This is a genomic window from Fructilactobacillus carniphilus, from assembly GCF_024029675.1.
Taxonomy (GTDB): Bacteria; Bacillota; Bacilli; order Lactobacillales; family Lactobacillaceae; genus Fructilactobacillus; species Fructilactobacillus carniphilus.
The window spans coordinates 1,299,053-1,316,612 of record NZ_CP097121.1; the positions used below are offsets into that span (position 1 = coordinate 1,299,053).

A 17,560-nucleotide genomic window follows, 5' to 3' on the forward strand; every position below is an offset into this window, starting at 1 on the left:
TTATGATTCCTAGGCTAGCTTTAATTGCGCAACACACCACGAAGATTAACATAATGATGCAAATTCCTCTTAGAAACAGGGGTGCATTCTGGTTACAAAACCCAACTACTGCTAGCCAGACGGAAATAAGAGACGCAATTAATGAAATAATTGACAAACCGAGATTATTTTTTACTTGCATATAAATTCTCCTTTGCTTGCTTGACTTTATCTTTCAGCGCCAGTGCGATTTTAATTGTACAAATTGCAAAATAAATTACCGCTAAAGTGACAAGGACTAACATTATTGTGGGGAGCGGTTTGGTAAAAATTCCGTACAGTCCGGTTCCCATTAAAAACAAACCACAGATAATCTGGAAAATGTTGCCACCAATACTGGGATATATTTTGACAAATTTAAACTTCATAATTACTCCTCCTCCCTTTCCTTATTCGTAGTTTATCAAGTTAAAATCGCTTAAACTACCGTCATTTCGCGATTGAGTAGTTTTTAAGACAGATGATTAATGATTAAGACATTGCTTTAATGGGTAATAGTCTGTAACCTTTTATAAAAAGGTTCATCAGCTTTTCTGAGAAAGGGTATTAGTTTATGAAATTATCAGAAAAAATTAAGCAGGCGCGGATGGAAAATAATCTAACCCAGCAACAACTTTCTGACGAAATCAACATCTCCAGAAAAACTTTATCGGGATGGGAGAATGATCGAAGTTCGCCCAACGTTGAATTACTTCATGATTTAGCCGAGTGCTTAAATAAAGACGTTTTGTATTTTATTGAAGATCAATCTGAATTAAATGCGGGAGAACAAGCGACGGAAAATACACTAAATTTAGGAAGATTAGTTAACATCATTTCTGTTTGTTTGAATATTTTCTTTGTCTTAGTGATTCTGTACGTCTTTTTCAAATAATCATGATAAAAGAAAAAAGTCTATCTCAGTTGAGATAGACTTTTTCTAATACATTATTTTAATTAATTTTCCACGACCACTTTTCCCATCATCTGATGGCTCTCCACCAGTTTAGTGGCCGCTCGTAAGTTTTCGGCGTTGATGGGGTTAAACGTTTTGGTTAACGTGGATTGTAATTGGCCTTGATCTAAGAGTTGGCTCACTTGGTCCAGGATTTCGTGTTGAGTAATCAAGTTCGGCGTTTGATACCACGACTTGGTGTACATCCATTCCCAGCCAAAGCGAACCATCTTCCGTTTCAATGGTTGAAAGTTGAGGTCCTTTCCGCTTCCCGTCGTCGAAACAATGGTTCCAAGGGGAGCGATTAACTGACTAATGTCATCCCAATAGTGATCCAGATTCTGCAGTTCGAGGACGTAGTTAACCGTTTCAAAGCCTAGATGATGCACTTGTTCCACCAGATTTTGATGATAATCAACCGTGTAATCGGCACCATGTTGCAACGTCCAGTCCTTGGTTTGCGGGGTTCCGGCAGTGGCAATGACTTGCAGTCCGGCTAAATGAGCTAATTGGGTGGCCACGGATCCGACGCCCCCAGCGCCGTTAATAATTAAAATAGATTGTTGGGCATTAGTTTCGTGATTGTGTAAGTCGATGTTCATTTGCTCAAATAATGATTCCCAGGCAGTTAAACTCGTGAGGGGCATGGCGGCTGCTTCGGCTGTAGTTAGTTGCTGTGGAGCATGACCAACGATTCGTTCGTCGACAGCTTGATATTCGCTATTGCTACCAGGCCGTTTGTAAGCTCCCGCGTAAAAGACGCGGTCGCCGACGTTGAACAGACTTACAGCAGAGCTGGTTTTGACCACGGTGCCAACCGCATCGTAACCGATGATTTTGGGTTCGGTTAGAGTTGATGATTGTCCCTTGCGGGTAAAGATATCAACCGGATTGACTGAGACGGCGTCGACTTGAACCAGCAAATCGTGGTCTGCAAGCGTTGGAATAGCCGTTTTAAATTCGAAGAGACTTTCGGGATTATCAATGGGGAGGTAGTGGGTGTAGCCGATGGCATTCATAAGTTCTGGCATGATGTTTCTCCTTTGTGACTTGATTAATTCTTTTTCAATACCACCAGTATAATCGCATTCCGCCAAAAGATTCCCGAATTTAGTTTACTGGGGCTAGCCTTTGAAGTTCTGGCAATGGTAAAATAATTTCAATTTTGACACAACTGGCGAGAAAGGAATTTAACTATGTTTCAAGTTCAGCGACTCCAAGCTATGGATCCTGTGACCGTGTACCAAATTTTGCGGGCGCGGTCGCAGGTCTTTGTGGAGGAACAAAAAATTGACTGTTGTGATCCGGATGACGAGGATTTAACGGCTTTACACCTCTTTGAGCAGTCGGAGCAAGGCGAGGTAATTGCCTATGCCCGGGTATTTCAGGATGGGGATCACGTAACCTTTGGCCGGGTCCTGACTAGTGCCTCAGTGCGTGGCACGGGGAAGGGTCGGGAATTGCTGACCGCCATTTTACAACTTTGTCACGAGCGGTTTCCGGGATTACCAATTACGATTAACGCCCAAATGCAAGCAGTGGGTTACTACGAAAAACAAGGTTTCGTGACAGAAGGTGAACCATTTTTGGAAGTTGAGGTTCTGCACGTGCGGATGACGTATCGGGGATCTAATGGGAGCTAACGCTGGTTAAGCTTAATCCCATCTAGATTTTGCAAGTTAAATTTAGTGATGCTAGGAATTTTCCCGACTTCATAGTCTTTGTATGGAGCAATACTGTTATCTTGGTTGGGAATTACGAGGACATTTTGGTCTGGATAATAGTAGAGATGTCCTTTTTTAAGCTGGGTGGTACCGTGATGTAATTGATTTTTAGAAATATTTCCATGGAGGGGTCCGGTAAATTCATGTAATCCTGCTTCTCGAAGGGGTTTAAATTGAATTTCCTTTTGGTGATTAACGATGTGTTTAACTCGATTACTCAAACGGGACCGATTCCAGTGGACGGCCGGATACATGAGCTCCAAGTCTTGGTGGGCATCTGGTTGTTTTGGACTGGCTTGACTGTGAATACTAAATGTCAAGGAAAAAATCATGATGGTACCTAGGCTAATTAGTAATTTGAGGAATTTATTCATGGTAAGTTCCTTTCTAAGAATTGTCGAATCTGATTGCTGAACCATTAAGCTTCGTCTACTTGTTTTATAACTTGAGCGGGACTGCCGACGGCGATTGACAATGGGGGCACGTCCTTAGTTACCAAACTATTGGCTCCAATAATTGCACCGGCTCCAATTGTGACACCGGGAAGAACTGTGACGTTAGCTCCAAGCCATACGTCGTCCTCAAGCGTAACGGGAGCTAGTTCTAGACTGCGCCGGTTGGCTACTGGTTGAGCATGGTTAACACTAATTAGAGTTACATTAGGTCCTAGTAAGCAACGATCACCAATGGTAATGCTACCTAGGTCGACGAACATGGCATTTTTATTGATAAATCCTTCCTTTCCGATTTTAATGTTGCGGCCAAAGTCAGATTCAAACGGAACGTTGATTTCTGTGCTGGCTGGAATGGGGTTTCCGGTAATTTTAGTTAATAGTTCTCTAATTTCTGCTTGCGAATGGCACTTTACATTAAGATTTTGGATGAGTGCTTCGTTAGCAGTTTTAATTCTTTGAATCTCTGCAAACTTAAGACTGTTTTGGTCAATGATTTGGAATTTAGACATCTGAAAGTCCTCCTTTAGTTGTTGTTGAATTAGCTTTAGTGTAAGGGTGGTAGTGAATGATGTCTAATTCCTATTTTAAATAGTAAACTATGCTTAAAAAGCATAATTGGGAGAAGAACATGGAAATTAGGGTGTTACGTTATTTTTTGAGCATTGTGCAAACGGGTAATATTTCCAAAAGTGCCCAGCAACTGCACTTGTCACAACCGACCATTTCGCGGCAAATTCATCAACTCGAAGCAGAGTTAGGGGTGCCACTATTTGTAAGAGAATCAGGGCGGTTAACTTTAACTAGGACGGGAACTTATCTAGCCGAACAGGCGGAAAAAATCGTTAGTTTAGCTGATCAAACTCTAATTAATGCTCATCAACACAATCAACTTGCCGGACTGGTTACGATTGGTAGTGGTGAATCAAATCATTTATTAGAATTGGCCCAAATAATTAAGCACCTGCAGCAAACGAAGCCACAGGTGCATTTTCAGATTACGAGTATGGATGCCGATGCGGTTGCAGTAGAACTAGAGAACGGCACGCTTGATTTTGGGGTGATGATGGGAGCGATTGACACCAAACTATATGATTTTAAAACGTTACATGGTTGTGGCAGATGGGGGATTTTGGCTCCCCGCACCAGTCCGTTGGCGCAAAAGGAGTCGATAACTGCTACTGATCTGACCGACGTTCCGTTAATCATGTCGCAACAACAGGAAAGCTTGAATCGCCTAAATCAATGGTGGGGTCATTCATTTGCCCCGCAACAAATTGTGGCAACCTATAACTTGTTGTATAATGCTAGTTTACTGGTTCAAGCGGGGGTCGGCTATGCGGTCTGCATTGATAAAATTGTGAATGTGAAGGAAAGCGATTTGACTTTTATCCCCTTGACGCCCCGTTTGGATAGTCCGGCTCAGGTAGTTTGGCTCAAAAAACGGTCTTTATCACCGGCGGCCCAGGCCTTTAAGGAACTGTTAGTAACGGGTGAATCTGGAACTGAAAGCTAACTAATTATTTCATTTTCAGAGGTTGATGGCGTGGATCCAGAAGATTGATGAGAATAATGACCACCATAATCAAAGTGCAGAGAAAGAAGACATGGTGAAACGCGGTTAAAAGAATTTGGTCTAAGTTATGAGTTTGCGTCATGGAGATTTTTAACTTGGCCATGTTTTTGGCAGCAACTGCTTGATTTAAAAGGGAATGACTAATGCTTGGATGCTGTCGTTGCCCGCTGTTAATTGTCAGATTAAAGATAAAACCGAACAGACCGGTCATGATGGTCTGACCTAATGTTCGGCCGAGGGTAATCATGGAGGAGGCCGTTCCGACATCGGTTTCTGGGACCTCCGCCTGTGCGACAACGGTATTCATGGTGATGATGATTCCGAGTCCCGCTCCGGTTACCCCGGCGATGATGTAAAACATCAGGAGAGGAAAAGTAGTGGAACTAAAGATTAGCGTTAGATAGAACGCCAGCTGCACGATAACGATGGGACTGGTAATGCGCTTGGGCGCCCAGCGTTTCATTAGGGCACTCACGCTAAACGAAGTCAATAACCAGGCGATGGGACTGGGCGTGATTGCTAAGCCGGCCACGGTGGCGCTGACTCGATAGATGGATTGCAACCAAATGGGAAAATAAATTTGAAAGCCGAACTGCATGCCACTCAAAAAGAGGGCGGTGAGGATTTGAATCGTAAAGGTGCGATTGTGAAAAAGCGTTAGCGGAATGATGGGATTGGTTGCGTGGCTTTCGGCGCGGATGAAGCAGCTAAGTGCAACTAGGAAAAGTAGGAGCACGGAAATTAACGTAATCCAGTTAATCTGCTGATTACTTAGTAATTGTAATAAGCTCAGGAGGGTCATTAGACTAATTGCTAACCAGCAACTTCCCCGCCAATCGAGTTTTAAAGTAGTGGTTGGCTGGGCTGATTCCTGATAACCGGCGTAAATTAAGCCGAAGACGAGCATTCCTAAGGGCACGTTGATAAAGAAAATCCAGTGCCAGCTCAATTGGTCGACCAAAAAGCCACCCAATAGGGGACCGATTAACGCTGAAATACCCCAGGCGGTATTGTTCCAAGCCATCATGGTGGATCGTTCCGAAAGTGGGAAAGTATCGGCAATCAGGGTGAAGGTAATCGGCATTACTGCTCCCGCACCGAGTCCCTGCAGGGCCCGTGCGCCGATTAAAACGGGAAGGTTGGGAGCCAGCCCGCTGGCCAGTGAGCCCAGGGTGAAACAACTTAAGCCAATTAAAAAGACGGGTTTCCGGCCCCAATGATCACTGAGATTTCCGTAAATAGGCGTACTGAGCGTGGTCGTAAGTAAATAGGCCGTGAACACCCAACTTTGCCAGGCCAAGCCGTGTAACGAACTTAAAATCGAGGGCAACGCGGTCGTGACGATGGTGGTTTCTACGGAAGTCATAAAGCTGGCTAATAAAACTGATAACATAATGATACGTTTTCGTTTGTTCCATTGCGTGTGTAACATTCTTTGCCTCCACTTATTTCGATGATTATCGAACTTTGTGATAAGCATAGTCTGATTGAAGGAAAAACGCAAACAGCCTGCTGAATTTAATTTCAACAGGCTGTTTTTATTTGATGATTTGGTTTAAATGTAGTTGAGCTGCTACGGGCTGGTTAATCGAAAGCAACTTTTCGTGGCCTACCTTGCGCATGTTGGTAATCCCAGCATGCCGCAAAATTTTGAAATGATAGGACACCGTCGAGATTGCAATGTTGAGCTGATCGCTGACCTCGCCACAGGTTAGTTCTCGATCACTTGCCAGCAAAATTTTCAGGATGCGAATCCGATTGGGATCAGCTAGCGCTTTGAAACTTTGGGCAAGTTGGTCGTCGGTAAGTTCGGTCATGAGGATGCTCCTTTGTTAACGGTAAGGTTCTTGATGATTCTTTTTCAACCACCTTACCAATTCCACTCGTTGTAACTTTCCGTTCGCAGTCTTAGGTAGATGGTCAACCAAGTGCAATTCTTTGGGGAACTTATACTTGGCCAATTTACCGGTGAGAAACTGATGGATTTCTTCCAAGTTCCAGGCCTGGTCAGTCACCAGAAAGGCGACTGGAATGGAGCCCCAGGTCGCATCGGTTTTTCCAACAACGGCACTTTCTTGCACACACGGTAGTTGATTCAATAACTGCTCGATTTCATGAGGATAGATGTTTTCGCCCCCGGAAATGATGAGTTCGGTGAGACGACTTTTAACGTACAAAAAACCTTCTTCATCAATGTAGCCGAGGTCCCCCGTCCGAAACCAGCCAGCTGCCGTTGTTTTCTCCGCCAGTCGTTGCGGTTGATTGAGGTAACCGGGCGTTAGGTTATCACCCTTGAGGAGAATTTCACCCACCTGGTTGGGTTGCTCGGTGTCTGCAATCTTTAAACTAACCGGGAAGAGGGGTTTTCCAACCGCTCCCAGTTTCCGTTGGGCATCGTCTGGATTCAGTGCCACCACCTGTGAGGACGTTTCCGTCATCCCGTAGGACTGGATGACCGGAATTTGATGGTGGTCACATTGGTCGAGGGTCGCTTGATCAATTACGCCGCCCCCCAGAAGCATGTAGCTAAAGTGGTTATCGTAAGGTTCGTGCTTTTCCGCCAGTAACTTTTTGAGCATGTAGGGGACCACCGAAATGATGGTGCCTCGCCCGTGCACCAAGTCCTGGTTAATCGCCAGCGGGTCAAAATGTTCGTAGAGTCGGACCGGCATTCCGTACAACAGACTCCGCATCACGATTGAAAGGCCGCTGATGTGATACAACGGGACGGCACAAATCCAGCAATCGGATTCCGTGACCGGCAGGTTTAGTTCAGCGCCCATCGCACTAGTCCAGTGGTTCCGATAGCTTTGACAAACACCTTTGGGGCGCCCGGTCGTGCCCGACGTGTACATAATGCTTGCTAACGCATCGAGCTCCGTTGGCTGTGCTGACCAATTTAACTGAGGTTGCCACTCGAGTTGATCAAGGACGATTAGTTTCACGTTAGCTACGTTCTGTAACTGTGGCAGAAATTTCTGCGTGGTTAAAATGGTCTGCACCTGGGCATCTTCAATTTGATACTGCAGTTCGGGAGTGGTCAGGTGTTTATTTAAACACACAATCGGTTCGCCGAGTTGATGCAACGCTAGGATACCAAAGTAAAGATTTGGCGTGTTATTGCCTAGGATGGCGACCCGCCCGGGCTTTGCTAGTCGGGATTGCAAGGTCGCACAGAGACCGTTCACTTGTTGTTGAAGGTCTTGAAAGGTCCACGTCTGCTCGTGAAAGGACAGTGCTAGGCGATGGGGCGTTAGTTGTGTTCGTTTTTGGAGCCAATTATCCATTGTAAACCTGGTTTCTAGGGAAATTTAGGAAATTGGTTAAAGTTTGGTTTCCGCTTTTCCAAAAAGGCGTCGCGGCCTTCTTTGGCTTCGTCACTGGTGTAGTACAGCAGGGTGGAATCACCTGCCAGCTGTTGAATCCCGGCCAATCCATCGGTCGCGGCGTTCATGGAAGCCTTGATTAACCGTAATGCCATGGGTGAACGTTGTAAGAGCACGTCACACCAGTCGAGGGTCTCTTGTTCCACATCATCTAACGGCACAACCTTGTTGATCCAGCCCATTTGAAAGGCTTCATCAGCGGTGTAGGTCTTGCACGTGAACCAGACTTCTTTGGCCCGTTTGATGCCAATCGTGTCGGCCAGTAAGCCCGATCCGTAGCCCCCGTCGAAACTACCGACTTTGGGACCGGATTGCGCAAACTTCGCGTTGTCAGCGGCAATCGTCAGGTCACACACGAGCTGTAAGACGTTTCCGCCTCCCACGGACCAACCGCGAACCATTGCAATCACCGGCTTAGGAATGACCCGGATGAGGTGTTGCAGGTCCAGCACGTTTAAGCGGGGAATGTGGTCACTGCCGACGTAGCCACCGTTCCCACGGACCCCTTGGTCGCCACCGGAACAGAAGGCAAGGTCACCTTGGCCGGTTAAAATAATCACGCCGATGGTTTCGTCGTCTCGGCATTGCGCAAAAGCGTCAATCATTTCGTTGACGGTTTGGGGGGTAAAGGCGTTGCGTTTTTCCGGCCGGTTAATCGTAATTTTTGCAACTTTATCGCGACGTTCAAATAGAATATCTTGGTATTGATTCGGAATTGTTTCCCAGGTAGTTGTCATAAGAACCTCCAATGGTAATAATGGAATAAAACGGCGACATAACGAAAGTGGTGAAGAACGTGAATTTACTTGAATTATTAAACATCCAAACGGAGCTGGTAACACCAAAGCGGGTAGTACTCACGCTAGATGTAACCGAACAGGACCAGCAACCCTATGGCTTGATGCACGGCGGAATTAGCTGCGTGCTGGCAGAAACGGCGGCCAGTATCGGCGCTAATCAACTGCTGGGTGAACACGAAGCAGCTGTAGGCGTCAACATTGAAACGCATCATCTCAAAGCCGTGCGCACCGGTTTAGTTACGGCCGTGGCAACCCCGCTGCAACAGGGACATCGTCTCCAAGTTTGGCAAGTAAACGTACAGCACCACGACCAGTTGGTCAGTACCAGCACCGTCACGTTAACCAAGCAATCGTTAGGCGACCAATAGTCTTATTTTAGCAAATTCTGGCAGGTTACTTAGGCTTGTAACTAAAATTTAATCCAGTTCTAGGAATCCCATTGCGCCAGTTGTCCTGATAGCGCGGCGCTCAACGCCAGGGCTAGTGGATGGGGCGTCGGTAAGTAACGTCGGATGAGCGGTTGCTGATTCAGCTTAATTTCAAAGTAGTTGGAAATGCCAATCGTCCCATTGACACCGGCAATTTGGAGGAGTTGGGGTTGCCACAGTTCTTCCTTAGGAACGGCAGCTAGGACGGGTGGAAAGGTTGAGGCTGCTTGTTCCATCTCAATCACGAGTAGCACGGGTTTCCACACGACGGGATTTTGGAACAATTCGTTTAACCATTTCTGGGTGATTGCGTAATCCGGAAGCTGACTGTACTGACCCTGATAGGCACGGGTCAGGTCGACGATGGCAGCGGGAGTGATGTGATTTTGGTGCAAGTACCCTTCGATCAGGGCAGCAGCGGTTTGTTGCTTATGCATGGAGATTACCTCCTACGCTGGGGCGAGAAAGAGCACTAGTTGGACCAGGACGAGAGCGCCAACTAGTGTAATCCAGTCGCGGTTTGTGACGCGGATGGGCGTGGCAAAGGTTCGCGGTTGATCTTCCACAAACCCTTGTGATTCCATGGCGCGGGCGAGGTGATTGGACCAACCGAGGGCCACGACTAAGGCCTTAAAGTAAATCGTGGGCCCCCACGGATGTAATACCTGACCGCGCATGTTACCGCTGGCGCGGATGACTTGCAGTTCCTGTTGAAACCGCGGGACCAGGTTGATGGCGGCTAAGACTCCGTACACGAACTTGGACGGGACGTGCGCATTTTGTTCTAGCGCTTGGGCTAACTGGATCATCGGGGTGGTTAGGGAAAAACCCAAGCCGAGGTACACGTAGGCGTAGAGCCGAGTGAAGAGCACGGTTCCCATGTAGAGACCGTTTGCTCCGTAATAAAGCTGTGAGAAGAAAATCCCGAGCGCGGGTAGCAGGGCAATTAGGCTAAACGTGAGAACCTTCTTGAGCTGCCGACTTTGTTTCCAAATTAGATAACCAAGGCAGACGACAATCAGAACTAAATTAATGGTTAGGTTCGGAATCAGCGAGATTTCAAAGGCAATTAGGACAATTAAAAGTAACTTTAAGGCAGGATTCATTAGTCGGCCTCCTGGTAGGTAAACGTGTGCTCGGCAAGTTGTAAGTGGTAATCGTAAAAGTGAGGAATGGCAAAGCGCTGGTGACTAATCACCAGTAACTGCTGGTCGGATCCCTGGTATTGTTGCTTTAACAACGCTTGCACGGTGGCCACAGAAGCTTGATCGAGACCGGCAAACGGTTCGTCCAGAAGCAGCAACTGGGGATTGCGAATCATCATTACTAGAATTTGGAGCTTTTTCTGCTGGCCTCCACTGAGAGTGTAGACGCTCTGTTGTTCGTGACCTTCGAGGTGTAACTGGTGCAGGGCCTGATTCACAGTCTCAGTGTTCCATGTGGGACATTGGCTAGTTTTGAGTGCCAACTCTAACTCTTCGGCAACGGTCACCCGTAGGAATTGATCGGGAGCCGATTGAAAAACCAGTCCGAGTCGATCGTAGTAACGTTTGTTTTTGATTTTTTGAATGTTTTGTTGCTGCAGGTTGATTTGCCCGGAATACTTCTGCAGTTTGCTTAGGCTCCGGATTAAAGTCGATTTCCCGCTGCCGCTTGGTCCAGTGATCAGGGTACAACCAGCTGGAATCGCTAGTTTGGGTACCGAAAGTAACGGGGTTTGTCCGTACCAAATTTGATAGTCGTGGAGCCGAAAAAGTGCATCCTGAGGATCAGGAAGCGAGAAGCGTTGCGCAGGTTGTTGGCGGATGGTAAATAGTTCGGTCTGCTCCGTTGTCGACAACAAATGAAGCTCGTGTTTGTTAGCATCGACCGTGACCACGTGATCTACTAGGTCCTGATACCCGGTTAAATCGTGGTCGGAAACGATGATGGTTTTGCCGTGTTCCGTCTGAAGCTGGTGCAATTGTTGCAAAATGTCACGTTTGGAATGCGGATCAATGCTGGCAAACGGTTCGTCCAGCAGAAAAATAGCGGGATCGAGCGCTACCATCGTGGCCAAAATGGCCTTTTGTTTTTCACCCCCAGAAAGGGAAAGCACCTTGCGCTCGGCTAAAGCTTCAATGTGACAAAATTCCAGCGCTGCTTGAATCTTAGCCGGAATTTTTGTCGGATCCGTTTGCTGATTTTCAAGGGCAAACTGGAGCTCCCCCGCGACCGTCTGCATGACAAACTGTTGGTTGGGATCCTGTAACATCATGCTGACGGTCTTAGACCGGTGGGCTGCCGGTAATTCCGGGAGTGGCTGGTGTTGTAACGTAATTTCACCCTGGTAGGATTGATCATTAAGTCCGGCGATCAATTCTAAGATGGTGGATTTTCCACAACCGGATGGACCGCTTAAGAGCCAAAAATGGCCGGTGGGAATTTCTAACTGAACGTCGTGAAACAAGGGTTCAGTTTGATTCGGATATTTAAAACTAAAATGTTGCAGTGTGACTGCTGGTTCCATAGCTTCCTCCACGAAAAAACCGCCCTCCAAAATTGGGGGACGGTTGAATTTTTTGCGACAACTGTGTGTCAGGTTACCTCCGCTAGCATTACCTAGATCAGGTTCAACGGGTATTATCTCAGCCGTAAATGGGCACCCCAGCTATTCGATTAGGTTAAGTATACCAGATTTTGGCTGGTGGTCGGGCAGCAAAAGTGACATTTAGCCGAAACTGTTTGCCCGAAAAGAGCGGTTTTAATCCATCTAACTCAATGAGGGTGGGCAAAGTTCTCCTAATTTGGCACAATCAGAAGCAGACTACGTGTAAAGGATGAAAACTGTTTATGAAGCTGAAAGAAATGACTTATTGTGCCCTGATGATTGCAATCATTGCCTGTTTAGGACTGATTCCGTTAATTACGATTCCTTTTTTACCCGTGCCGATTTCCTTTCAAACGGCGGGGATCATGCTAGCTGGGTCCTGTTTGGGCCGGAAACTCGGCTTTTGGAGCGTCACGCTCTTTTTACTGCTCGTGGCAGTTGGATTACCGTTGTTAGCAGGTTTTCGCGGGGGAGTTGGGGTCTTCTTTGGACCCACCGCTGGTTATCTCATTAGCTGGCCGATTTGTGCTTACGCAATTGGCTGGTTAGTGCAGCACCTACGCCGCGTTCCATTATTCTGGCGCTTTATAGTTGCCAACTTAGTGGGTGGAATGTTGCTGATGAACCTCGTGGGCGCCGGCTATCTGGCTTGGCAAAGTAACTTACCGTTCACCCAGGTGCTGGTTAGCAGCCTGGTCTTTTTGCCCGGTGATGCCTTAAAAGCGTTGGTCGTGGCGGTCGTAGCGGATCAATTAGCTCGACACCGCTTGTTGCCCCATTTTTAGGACAAACAAAAAGAGCTCCTTCGTTTGGAAGGGGCTCTTCGTAACTCTAGACGTCTAAATCGGTTTCTTCTGATTTAGTTGAAGTGTTGGTTGTAGCTGTTTCTTTAGCATTAGCTTTTACGGCATCTTTTTCTGCTTCTGGGTCTTCTTTTTCAATCCCGTAAGCGACCCGGACCTTGTGGGTTAATTCATCCACAAGTTCTGGTTTTTCCTTCAGGTTAGCCACGGTCTTGTTCAATCCCTGACCGAGTCGTTCTTCTCCATAGGAGTACCAGGACCCGGACTTGTTAATGATATCTTTATCAACGGCCAGGTTCACCATGTCGGCAACCGGTTCGATTCCGTGCCCAAAACTCATCAACGTGTCAACGGTCTTGAATGGTGGTGCCACCTTATTCTTAGCCACTTTGATCTTGGTTTCTTTCCCCACGACTTCTTGGCCTTCCTTTGATTGCTTACTACCGCTTACCCGCAATCGAACACTTGAGTAGAACTTCAGAGCCCGACCACCGGGAGTGGTTTCCGGATTTCCAAACATGACCCCGACTTTTTCTCGAAGTTGGTTGATGAAAATCACGACGGTTTTGGTCTTATTGATATTGGCGGTTAATTTCCGCAAAGCCTGTGACATTAACCGGGCTTGGAGTCCCACGTGGGAATCACCGATGTCACCTTCAATTTCGGATTTCGGGACTAACGCAGCCACGGAGTCTACCACTACGAGGTCGATGGCTCCAGAACCAATTAGGGCGTCTGCAATTTGCAGACCTTCCTCACCGGTTCCAGGCTGGGATAGTAATAAGTCATCGATGTTAACTCCGAGGGCCTTGGCGTACTCCGGATCCATCGCATTTTCGGCATCAATGTAGGCAGCAGTACCACCGTTTTTTTGCAATTCGGCCACGGCCTGCAGGGCAATTGTGGTTTTTCCGGAAGATTCAGCTCCAAAAATTTCCACGACCCGACCGCGAGGGAACCCACCAATTCCTAAGGCAATATCCAGGGAGAGAATCCCCGTGGAAATGGCCTCAACGTTAGAATTAGGGGTTTCACCCATCCGCATGATGGCTCCAGTTCCGAATTCTTTTTTGATTTGTTTTAAAGCTTTGTCAAGTTCAGCTTGACGAGCATCTTGCGCGCTCTTTTTTGAATTTGTGGCCATTCAAAGCACCCTTTCTGTTTGGCGTGAACGTATGTTTGGTTCCTCAATAATAATTATTCTACGCTATTAAGTACGAAATTCCAACCGAAAACGGTTCAGTTTTAAGCTAATTAACGGAAATATTTTGCCTGGCTCTCCGTTAATTATAACTTATTTGGAAAAATGTGTATCTTTGCAAAAAATTAACTATTATAATGAGTCAATAATTAATCAGTTTGGCTAAGGAGGTTTTTTTATGAATAAAATTTGGGAACGGATTACCCGGAAGGCATCTGCCCAAGGCTTGTTAGATCAAGATTCGCGCCTGGAACCCCATATGACAACGAAGGATTTGCTGGGGTTGGGACTAGGAATGGTGGTTGGAACCGCTATCTTTACTCTACCTGGAATTGTGGCAGCGGAACATACGGGGCCTGCGGTAGCTTTAGCCTTCCTCGTCGGCGGAGTTGGTGCGGGGCTCGCAGCGTTAGCCTATGCCGAAATGGCAGCGACGTTACCGGTGGCCGGATCGGCCTTTTCTTGGATTAGCGTGTTGTTTGGCGAAGGGTTTGGCTGGATTGCCGGGTGGCTAATGTTGTCCGAGTACTTTTTGGCAATTACCTTCGTGGCATCCGGTTGGTCAGCTTACGTCCAGGGTTTTTTAGGGGAGTTTGGGATTCATCTCCCGTCGTACCTAGCCTCAGGGTATAACCCGAAAACAGGTGGGGTCTTTGACCTTTTTGCCGCGCTTTCGATTATCTTAGTTAGTCTGCTGTTAAGCCGCAAAATGGCGGGGGTTAACAAGTTAGAAAATGTGCTGGTAATTCTTAAGGTGGCTGTGGTTGTGATGTTCATTGTGGTCGGATTGACTGCCATTCACCCCGCTAACTATCATCCGTTTATTCCGGCTCACCGTCCAGGCACGGCCTTTGGAGGCTTTACTGGAATCTTAGCCGGAGCAGCACAGGTCTTTGTGGCCTATGGAGGCTTTGACGTGATTGCATCGAATACTGCGGAAACCAAGGATCCCGGTAAGAACATGCCACGCGGAATTCTAGGGACGTTAATCATCGGAAGTCTGTTGTTTGTGGGCGTTTCGCTGGTCCTCGTCGGAATGTTCAAATACAGTACTTACGCTGGCAATGCCGAACCATCGGCCTGGGCCTTGCGGCAAACTGGTCACCTATTGACGGCTAACCTGCTCTCGTTAGTTGCCATCGTGGGAATCTTTGCTTCATTAATTGGGACCCAGCTAGCTAGCTCACGGTTGGTCTATGCCTTTGGTCGGGACGGCTTATTGCCCCGGAAATTAGGTCGCGTAAACAAGAAGCATAACCCGGCGAATGCCCTCTTAGTGGTGACGGTTGCTGCCGTGTTGGTGGGGGCAATGCTACCGTTCACGTTCCTGGCTAACTTGGTTTCTGCTGGAACCTTAATTTCCTTTATGTTCGTTTCACTAGGAATCTACGCGCTTCGGCCGCGGGAAGGTAAGGATTTACCGGTTCCGAAGTTCCGGATGCCGTTATATCCGGTACTACCCGCTTTGTCAGCGCTAGTTTCGTTTGTGATTTTCTGGGAACTAAGTAATGATGCTAAGTTATTGACGCTGGCCTGGTTCGTTATTGGATTGCTAATCTACATTTTTTACGGCGCCCGTCATTCAAAAACAGCGCATGGTCAATCTGAGCAAGGAGGGGCCTAGTTCGTGAAGAATGATTTGAGCGCTCAAGCCGGATTTAAGGATACGATTCCGACCCTTTCGGGCTACATTGGCGTGGGCCTCGCGTTTGGTATCGTAGCTAAAGCAGCCGGTCTCAACGTCTTAATGATTACGCTAATGTCAGCCATTACGTATTCGGGAGCCGCTCAGTTTGTGATCGTCAGCATGTTGTTAGCGGGAAGTTCATTTTCTGCCATCGTGCTGTCGGTCTTTTTGCTGTCAGCCCGGATGTTACTGATGGGGATGACAGTGGCGCCGTTCATGAAAAAGGAATCGTTACTGCGCAACGTTATCATTGGTTCATTATTGACGGATGAAACCTTTGCCCTAAGCATGAACAAGTTAAATTACACTAACCGCCAGTTATCCTTTGATTGGCTCAATACCTCCAACCTGGTGGCGTATCTAACCTGGATCATTTCTTCTGGAATTGGGGGAGCGTTAGGCAGTTTGATTCCCAATCCCAATCAATTTGGATTGGACTTTGCCTTTATTGCGATGTTTATTGGGTTATTGTACCTGCAAGTGGCGGCAGATCGAACTATTGATCGCCGGCTTCAAGTTATCATGATTCTTATTACGCTGGTCTTAGTCTACGTGGGAATGATTTTTGTCCCGAGCAATTTGCTGTTAATCCTAGTGACCCTGATTGGGTGCGGATTGGGGGTGTTGTTGAAACATGCTTTCTTTTAAATTTGTTCTGCTGGTTATCGTTGGCTGTGGAGTGGTGACCTGGCTGAATCGGGTTATTCCATTTTTACTGTTAAAACGGTTTGAACTACCGATGGCAGCGGTCGAGTTCCTCAGTTTTGTCCCGGTTGTAATTATGGCTGCCCTCTGGTTTACTGGTTTATTTCACCAACACCTCGGGCACCTGCCGACTTTGGACTGGCAAAATCTGGTAGCCTCCGTACCCACGGTGATTTCAGCCGTTATTAGTAAAAACTTGTTGGTCATCGTAGCAGTGGGAATTGTTTCCCTGGCCATAATTCGGTTCGTAGTTTAATTTTAACTATATTAGATATTGATTTTATATTTATGGTTATGTAATAATTACAATGATTTTTATATTAATTTTTTTAACTTAGGAGACTGCAATACTATGTTTAACAAAAAGATTTTTATATTTCCGTTGACATTTATTTTATTATTTAGTTTGACATCATGTAATAATTACCATAATAATAGCGATAATAACTCAAAAACGAAGCAAACAAAAAAGAGTAATAATCAAAATAATAAAGATAAAAGTGATAAGCAAAAAAAGAAATCTGATTATTCAAAAAGTAATAGCAAAACTTCCACGGAATTAAAAGGCGCAGATGATAGCAGTAATTCAAATACTTCTAATTCCACATCACAAAACAATACAGCTAATATGAATAAAACAAGTAGTAATTATCACGATAGCGATGATAGTCATAAGGAAGTAAAATCTATTAATTCTTCAGATGAAGCAATTGATATTGTAAGAAAAGCTTCTGGTGACAACCCTGATTACGGCTATGAATTACTAACATCTCCTAATGACAGGTACATAATTAAAGTCGTATCTAAGTCAACTCAAGAACAAGGTGGTGGAAGTGGAATGGTGCAGATATATCAAGTTAAAAAAAATGGAACGTATACTACTGGTTGGGATAATTAAACAGATTTTTGTATTTTTGATTCTATAAAATTTACCATATTTTGGTTCTATTTTATTCTTATAGTGAGTTTTTAACTAACTTTAAATTAGTTCATATATTAATTACTAACAAAAAATAACTCCGAAAGTTGATTGACTTTCGGAGTTATTTTTTGGTCTAGAAGATTAACGTACACCAGCCGAGCACTAAAAACAGCAAGATGATCAGCAGGATCACCAGCCGGGTGACTTGCGTTTTGGGATGATGCATTAGGACCCAAATTAAGGCTGCCACCGTTACTAATAGAGCCGTGCTGATCATGATAATTAATTTCCACATTACTGCCGTAGTTCCCAT

The 17,560-nt window shown here is 46.0% G+C and carries 22 protein-coding genes and 1 riboswitch; of the genes, 9 read left to right on the forward strand and 13 right to left on the reverse strand.

Annotated features, from left to right (window positions below):
• Window positions 1-164: 164 nt before the first annotated feature.
• On the reverse strand, window positions 165-407 hold the full coding sequence (locus tag M3M37_RS06525; RefSeq protein WP_252795005.1) for a hypothetical protein: 243 nt from the start codon (window positions 405-407) through the stop codon (window positions 165-167).
• Window positions 408-592: 185 nt separating this feature from the next.
• Here M3M37_RS06525 and M3M37_RS06530 point away from each other — a divergent pair, with 185 nt between their 5' ends.
• On the forward strand, window positions 593-913 hold the full coding sequence (locus tag M3M37_RS06530) for a helix-turn-helix domain-containing protein (protein WP_252795006.1): 321 nt from the start codon (window positions 593-595) through the stop codon (window positions 911-913).
• 62 nt (window positions 914-975) lie between these two features.
• Here the strand turns inward: M3M37_RS06530 and M3M37_RS06535 are convergent, their stop codons facing one another.
• On the reverse strand, window positions 976-2,004 hold the full coding sequence (locus tag M3M37_RS06535; protein ID WP_252795007.1) for a zinc-binding alcohol dehydrogenase family protein: 1,029 nt from the start codon (window positions 2,002-2,004) through the stop codon (window positions 976-978).
• Between the two features lie 165 nt (window positions 2,005-2,169).
• On the opposite strand from M3M37_RS06535, the gene M3M37_RS06540 reads away from it, so the two are divergent.
• The gene (locus M3M37_RS06540; RefSeq protein WP_252795008.1) at window positions 2,170-2,616 is read left to right on the forward strand and encodes a GNAT family N-acetyltransferase; all 447 of its coding nucleotides are present in this window, start codon (window positions 2,170-2,172) and stop codon (window positions 2,614-2,616) included.
• Here M3M37_RS06540 and M3M37_RS06545 read toward each other — a convergent pair.
• Both M3M37_RS06545 and M3M37_RS06550 read right to left on the reverse strand, forming a co-directional pair.
• A complete protein-coding gene (locus tag M3M37_RS06545; protein ID WP_252795009.1) occupies window positions 2,613-3,071 on the reverse strand; it encodes a hypothetical protein in 459 nt (152 codons plus the stop codon). The genes M3M37_RS06540 and M3M37_RS06545 overlap by 4 nt on opposite strands.
• A gap of 44 nt (window positions 3,072-3,115) precedes the next feature.
• On the reverse strand, window positions 3,116-3,661 hold the full coding sequence (locus M3M37_RS06550; RefSeq protein WP_252795010.1) for a DapH/DapD/GlmU-related protein: 546 nt from the start codon (window positions 3,659-3,661) through the stop codon (window positions 3,116-3,118).
• Window positions 3,662-3,780: 119 nt separating this feature from the next.
• Between M3M37_RS06550 and M3M37_RS06555 the strand changes: the two genes are divergently transcribed.
• Window positions 3,781-4,665, forward strand: a complete 885-nt coding sequence (locus M3M37_RS06555) for a LysR family transcriptional regulator (protein WP_252795011.1) — start codon at window positions 3,781-3,783, stop codon at window positions 4,663-4,665.
• Between the two features lie 4 nt (window positions 4,666-4,669).
• Here the strand turns inward: M3M37_RS06555 and M3M37_RS06560 are convergent, their stop codons facing one another.
• The 4 genes from M3M37_RS06560 to menB form a co-directional block, all read right to left on the reverse strand.
• Window positions 4,670-6,157: an MDR family MFS transporter gene (locus M3M37_RS06560; protein WP_252795012.1), complete on the reverse strand. Its 1,488-nt coding sequence runs from the start codon at window positions 6,155-6,157 to the stop codon at window positions 4,670-4,672.
• 106 nt (window positions 6,158-6,263) lie between these two features.
• Window positions 6,264-6,542 (reverse strand): ArsR/SmtB family transcription factor, encoded by a 279-nt coding sequence (locus tag M3M37_RS06565; protein WP_252795013.1) that lies wholly within the window; start codon window positions 6,540-6,542, stop codon window positions 6,264-6,266.
• Window positions 6,543-6,557: 15 nt separating this feature from the next.
• Window positions 6,558-8,012 (reverse strand): o-succinylbenzoate--CoA ligase, encoded by a 1,455-nt coding sequence (locus M3M37_RS06570; protein ID WP_252795014.1) that lies wholly within the window; start codon window positions 8,010-8,012, stop codon window positions 6,558-6,560.
• A gap of 14 nt (window positions 8,013-8,026) precedes the next feature.
• Window positions 8,027-8,848, reverse strand: coding sequence for a 1,4-dihydroxy-2-naphthoyl-CoA synthase (gene menB, locus M3M37_RS06575; protein WP_252795015.1), 822 nt, complete (start codon window positions 8,846-8,848; stop codon window positions 8,027-8,029).
• Between the two features lie 59 nt (window positions 8,849-8,907).
• Here menB and M3M37_RS06580 point away from each other — a divergent pair, with 59 nt between their 5' ends.
• The gene (locus tag M3M37_RS06580; RefSeq protein WP_252795016.1) at window positions 8,908-9,279 is read left to right on the forward strand and encodes a PaaI family thioesterase; all 372 of its coding nucleotides are present in this window, start codon (window positions 8,908-8,910) and stop codon (window positions 9,277-9,279) included.
• A 59-nt stretch (window positions 9,280-9,338) separates the two neighbouring features.
• Here the strand turns inward: M3M37_RS06580 and M3M37_RS06585 are convergent, their stop codons facing one another.
• The 3 genes from M3M37_RS06585 to M3M37_RS06595 are packed head-to-tail and all read right to left on the reverse strand — an operon-like array spanning window position 9,339 to window position 11,848.
• On the reverse strand, window positions 9,339-9,776 hold the full coding sequence (locus M3M37_RS06585; protein ID WP_252795017.1) for a hypothetical protein: 438 nt from the start codon (window positions 9,774-9,776) through the stop codon (window positions 9,339-9,341).
• A gap of 12 nt (window positions 9,777-9,788) precedes the next feature.
• Window positions 9,789-10,445, reverse strand: a complete 657-nt coding sequence (locus tag M3M37_RS06590; RefSeq protein WP_252795018.1) for an energy-coupling factor transporter transmembrane component T family protein — start codon at window positions 10,443-10,445, stop codon at window positions 9,789-9,791.
• Window positions 10,445-11,848 carry an ABC transporter ATP-binding protein gene (locus tag M3M37_RS06595; RefSeq protein WP_252795019.1) on the reverse strand — a complete coding sequence of 468 codons (1,404 nt, stop codon included), beginning with the start codon at window positions 11,846-11,848 and terminating at the stop codon, window positions 10,445-10,447. Before M3M37_RS06595 ends, M3M37_RS06590 begins: the two co-directional genes overlap by 1 nt.
• Before the next feature lie 56 nt (window positions 11,849-11,904).
• Window positions 11,905-11,998: riboswitch (TPP riboswitch) on the reverse strand.
• Between the two features lie 173 nt (window positions 11,999-12,171).
• Between M3M37_RS06595 and M3M37_RS06600 the strand changes: the two genes are divergently transcribed.
• Complete coding sequence (locus tag M3M37_RS06600) at window positions 12,172-12,714, forward strand: biotin transporter BioY (RefSeq protein WP_252795020.1); 543 nt, start codon at window positions 12,172-12,174, stop codon at window positions 12,712-12,714.
• A 46-nt stretch (window positions 12,715-12,760) separates the two neighbouring features.
• Here the strand turns inward: M3M37_RS06600 and recA are convergent, their stop codons facing one another.
• Window positions 12,761-13,876 carry a recombinase RecA gene (recA, locus tag M3M37_RS06605; RefSeq protein WP_252795021.1) on the reverse strand — a complete coding sequence of 372 codons (1,116 nt, stop codon included), beginning with the start codon at window positions 13,874-13,876 and terminating at the stop codon, window positions 12,761-12,763.
• A 235-nt stretch (window positions 13,877-14,111) separates the two neighbouring features.
• Between recA and M3M37_RS06610 the strand changes: the two genes are divergently transcribed.
• The 4 genes from M3M37_RS06610 to M3M37_RS06625 all read left to right on the forward strand — a co-directional run bounded on the left by M3M37_RS06610 (window position 14,112) and on the right by M3M37_RS06625 (window position 17,223).
• On the forward strand, window positions 14,112-15,557 hold the full coding sequence (locus M3M37_RS06610) for an APC family permease (RefSeq protein WP_252795022.1): 1,446 nt from the start codon (window positions 14,112-14,114) through the stop codon (window positions 15,555-15,557).
• 3 nt (window positions 15,558-15,560) lie between these two features.
• Window positions 15,561-16,268, forward strand: a complete 708-nt coding sequence (locus tag M3M37_RS06615) for an AzlC family ABC transporter permease (protein WP_252795023.1) — start codon at window positions 15,561-15,563, stop codon at window positions 16,266-16,268.
• Window positions 16,255-16,581 (forward strand): AzlD domain-containing protein, encoded by a 327-nt coding sequence (locus M3M37_RS06620; RefSeq protein ID WP_252795024.1) that lies wholly within the window; start codon window positions 16,255-16,257, stop codon window positions 16,579-16,581. The genes M3M37_RS06615 and M3M37_RS06620 overlap by 14 nt, the downstream gene beginning before the upstream one ends.
• A gap of 96 nt (window positions 16,582-16,677) precedes the next feature.
• On the forward strand, window positions 16,678-17,223 hold the full coding sequence (locus M3M37_RS06625; protein ID WP_252795025.1) for a hypothetical protein: 546 nt from the start codon (window positions 16,678-16,680) through the stop codon (window positions 17,221-17,223).
• A 157-nt stretch (window positions 17,224-17,380) separates the two neighbouring features.
• On the opposite strand, the gene M3M37_RS06630 is transcribed toward M3M37_RS06625, so the two are convergent.
• On the reverse strand, window positions 17,381-17,560 hold the full coding sequence (locus M3M37_RS06630) for a hypothetical protein (protein ID WP_252795026.1): 180 nt from the start codon (window positions 17,558-17,560) through the stop codon (window positions 17,381-17,383).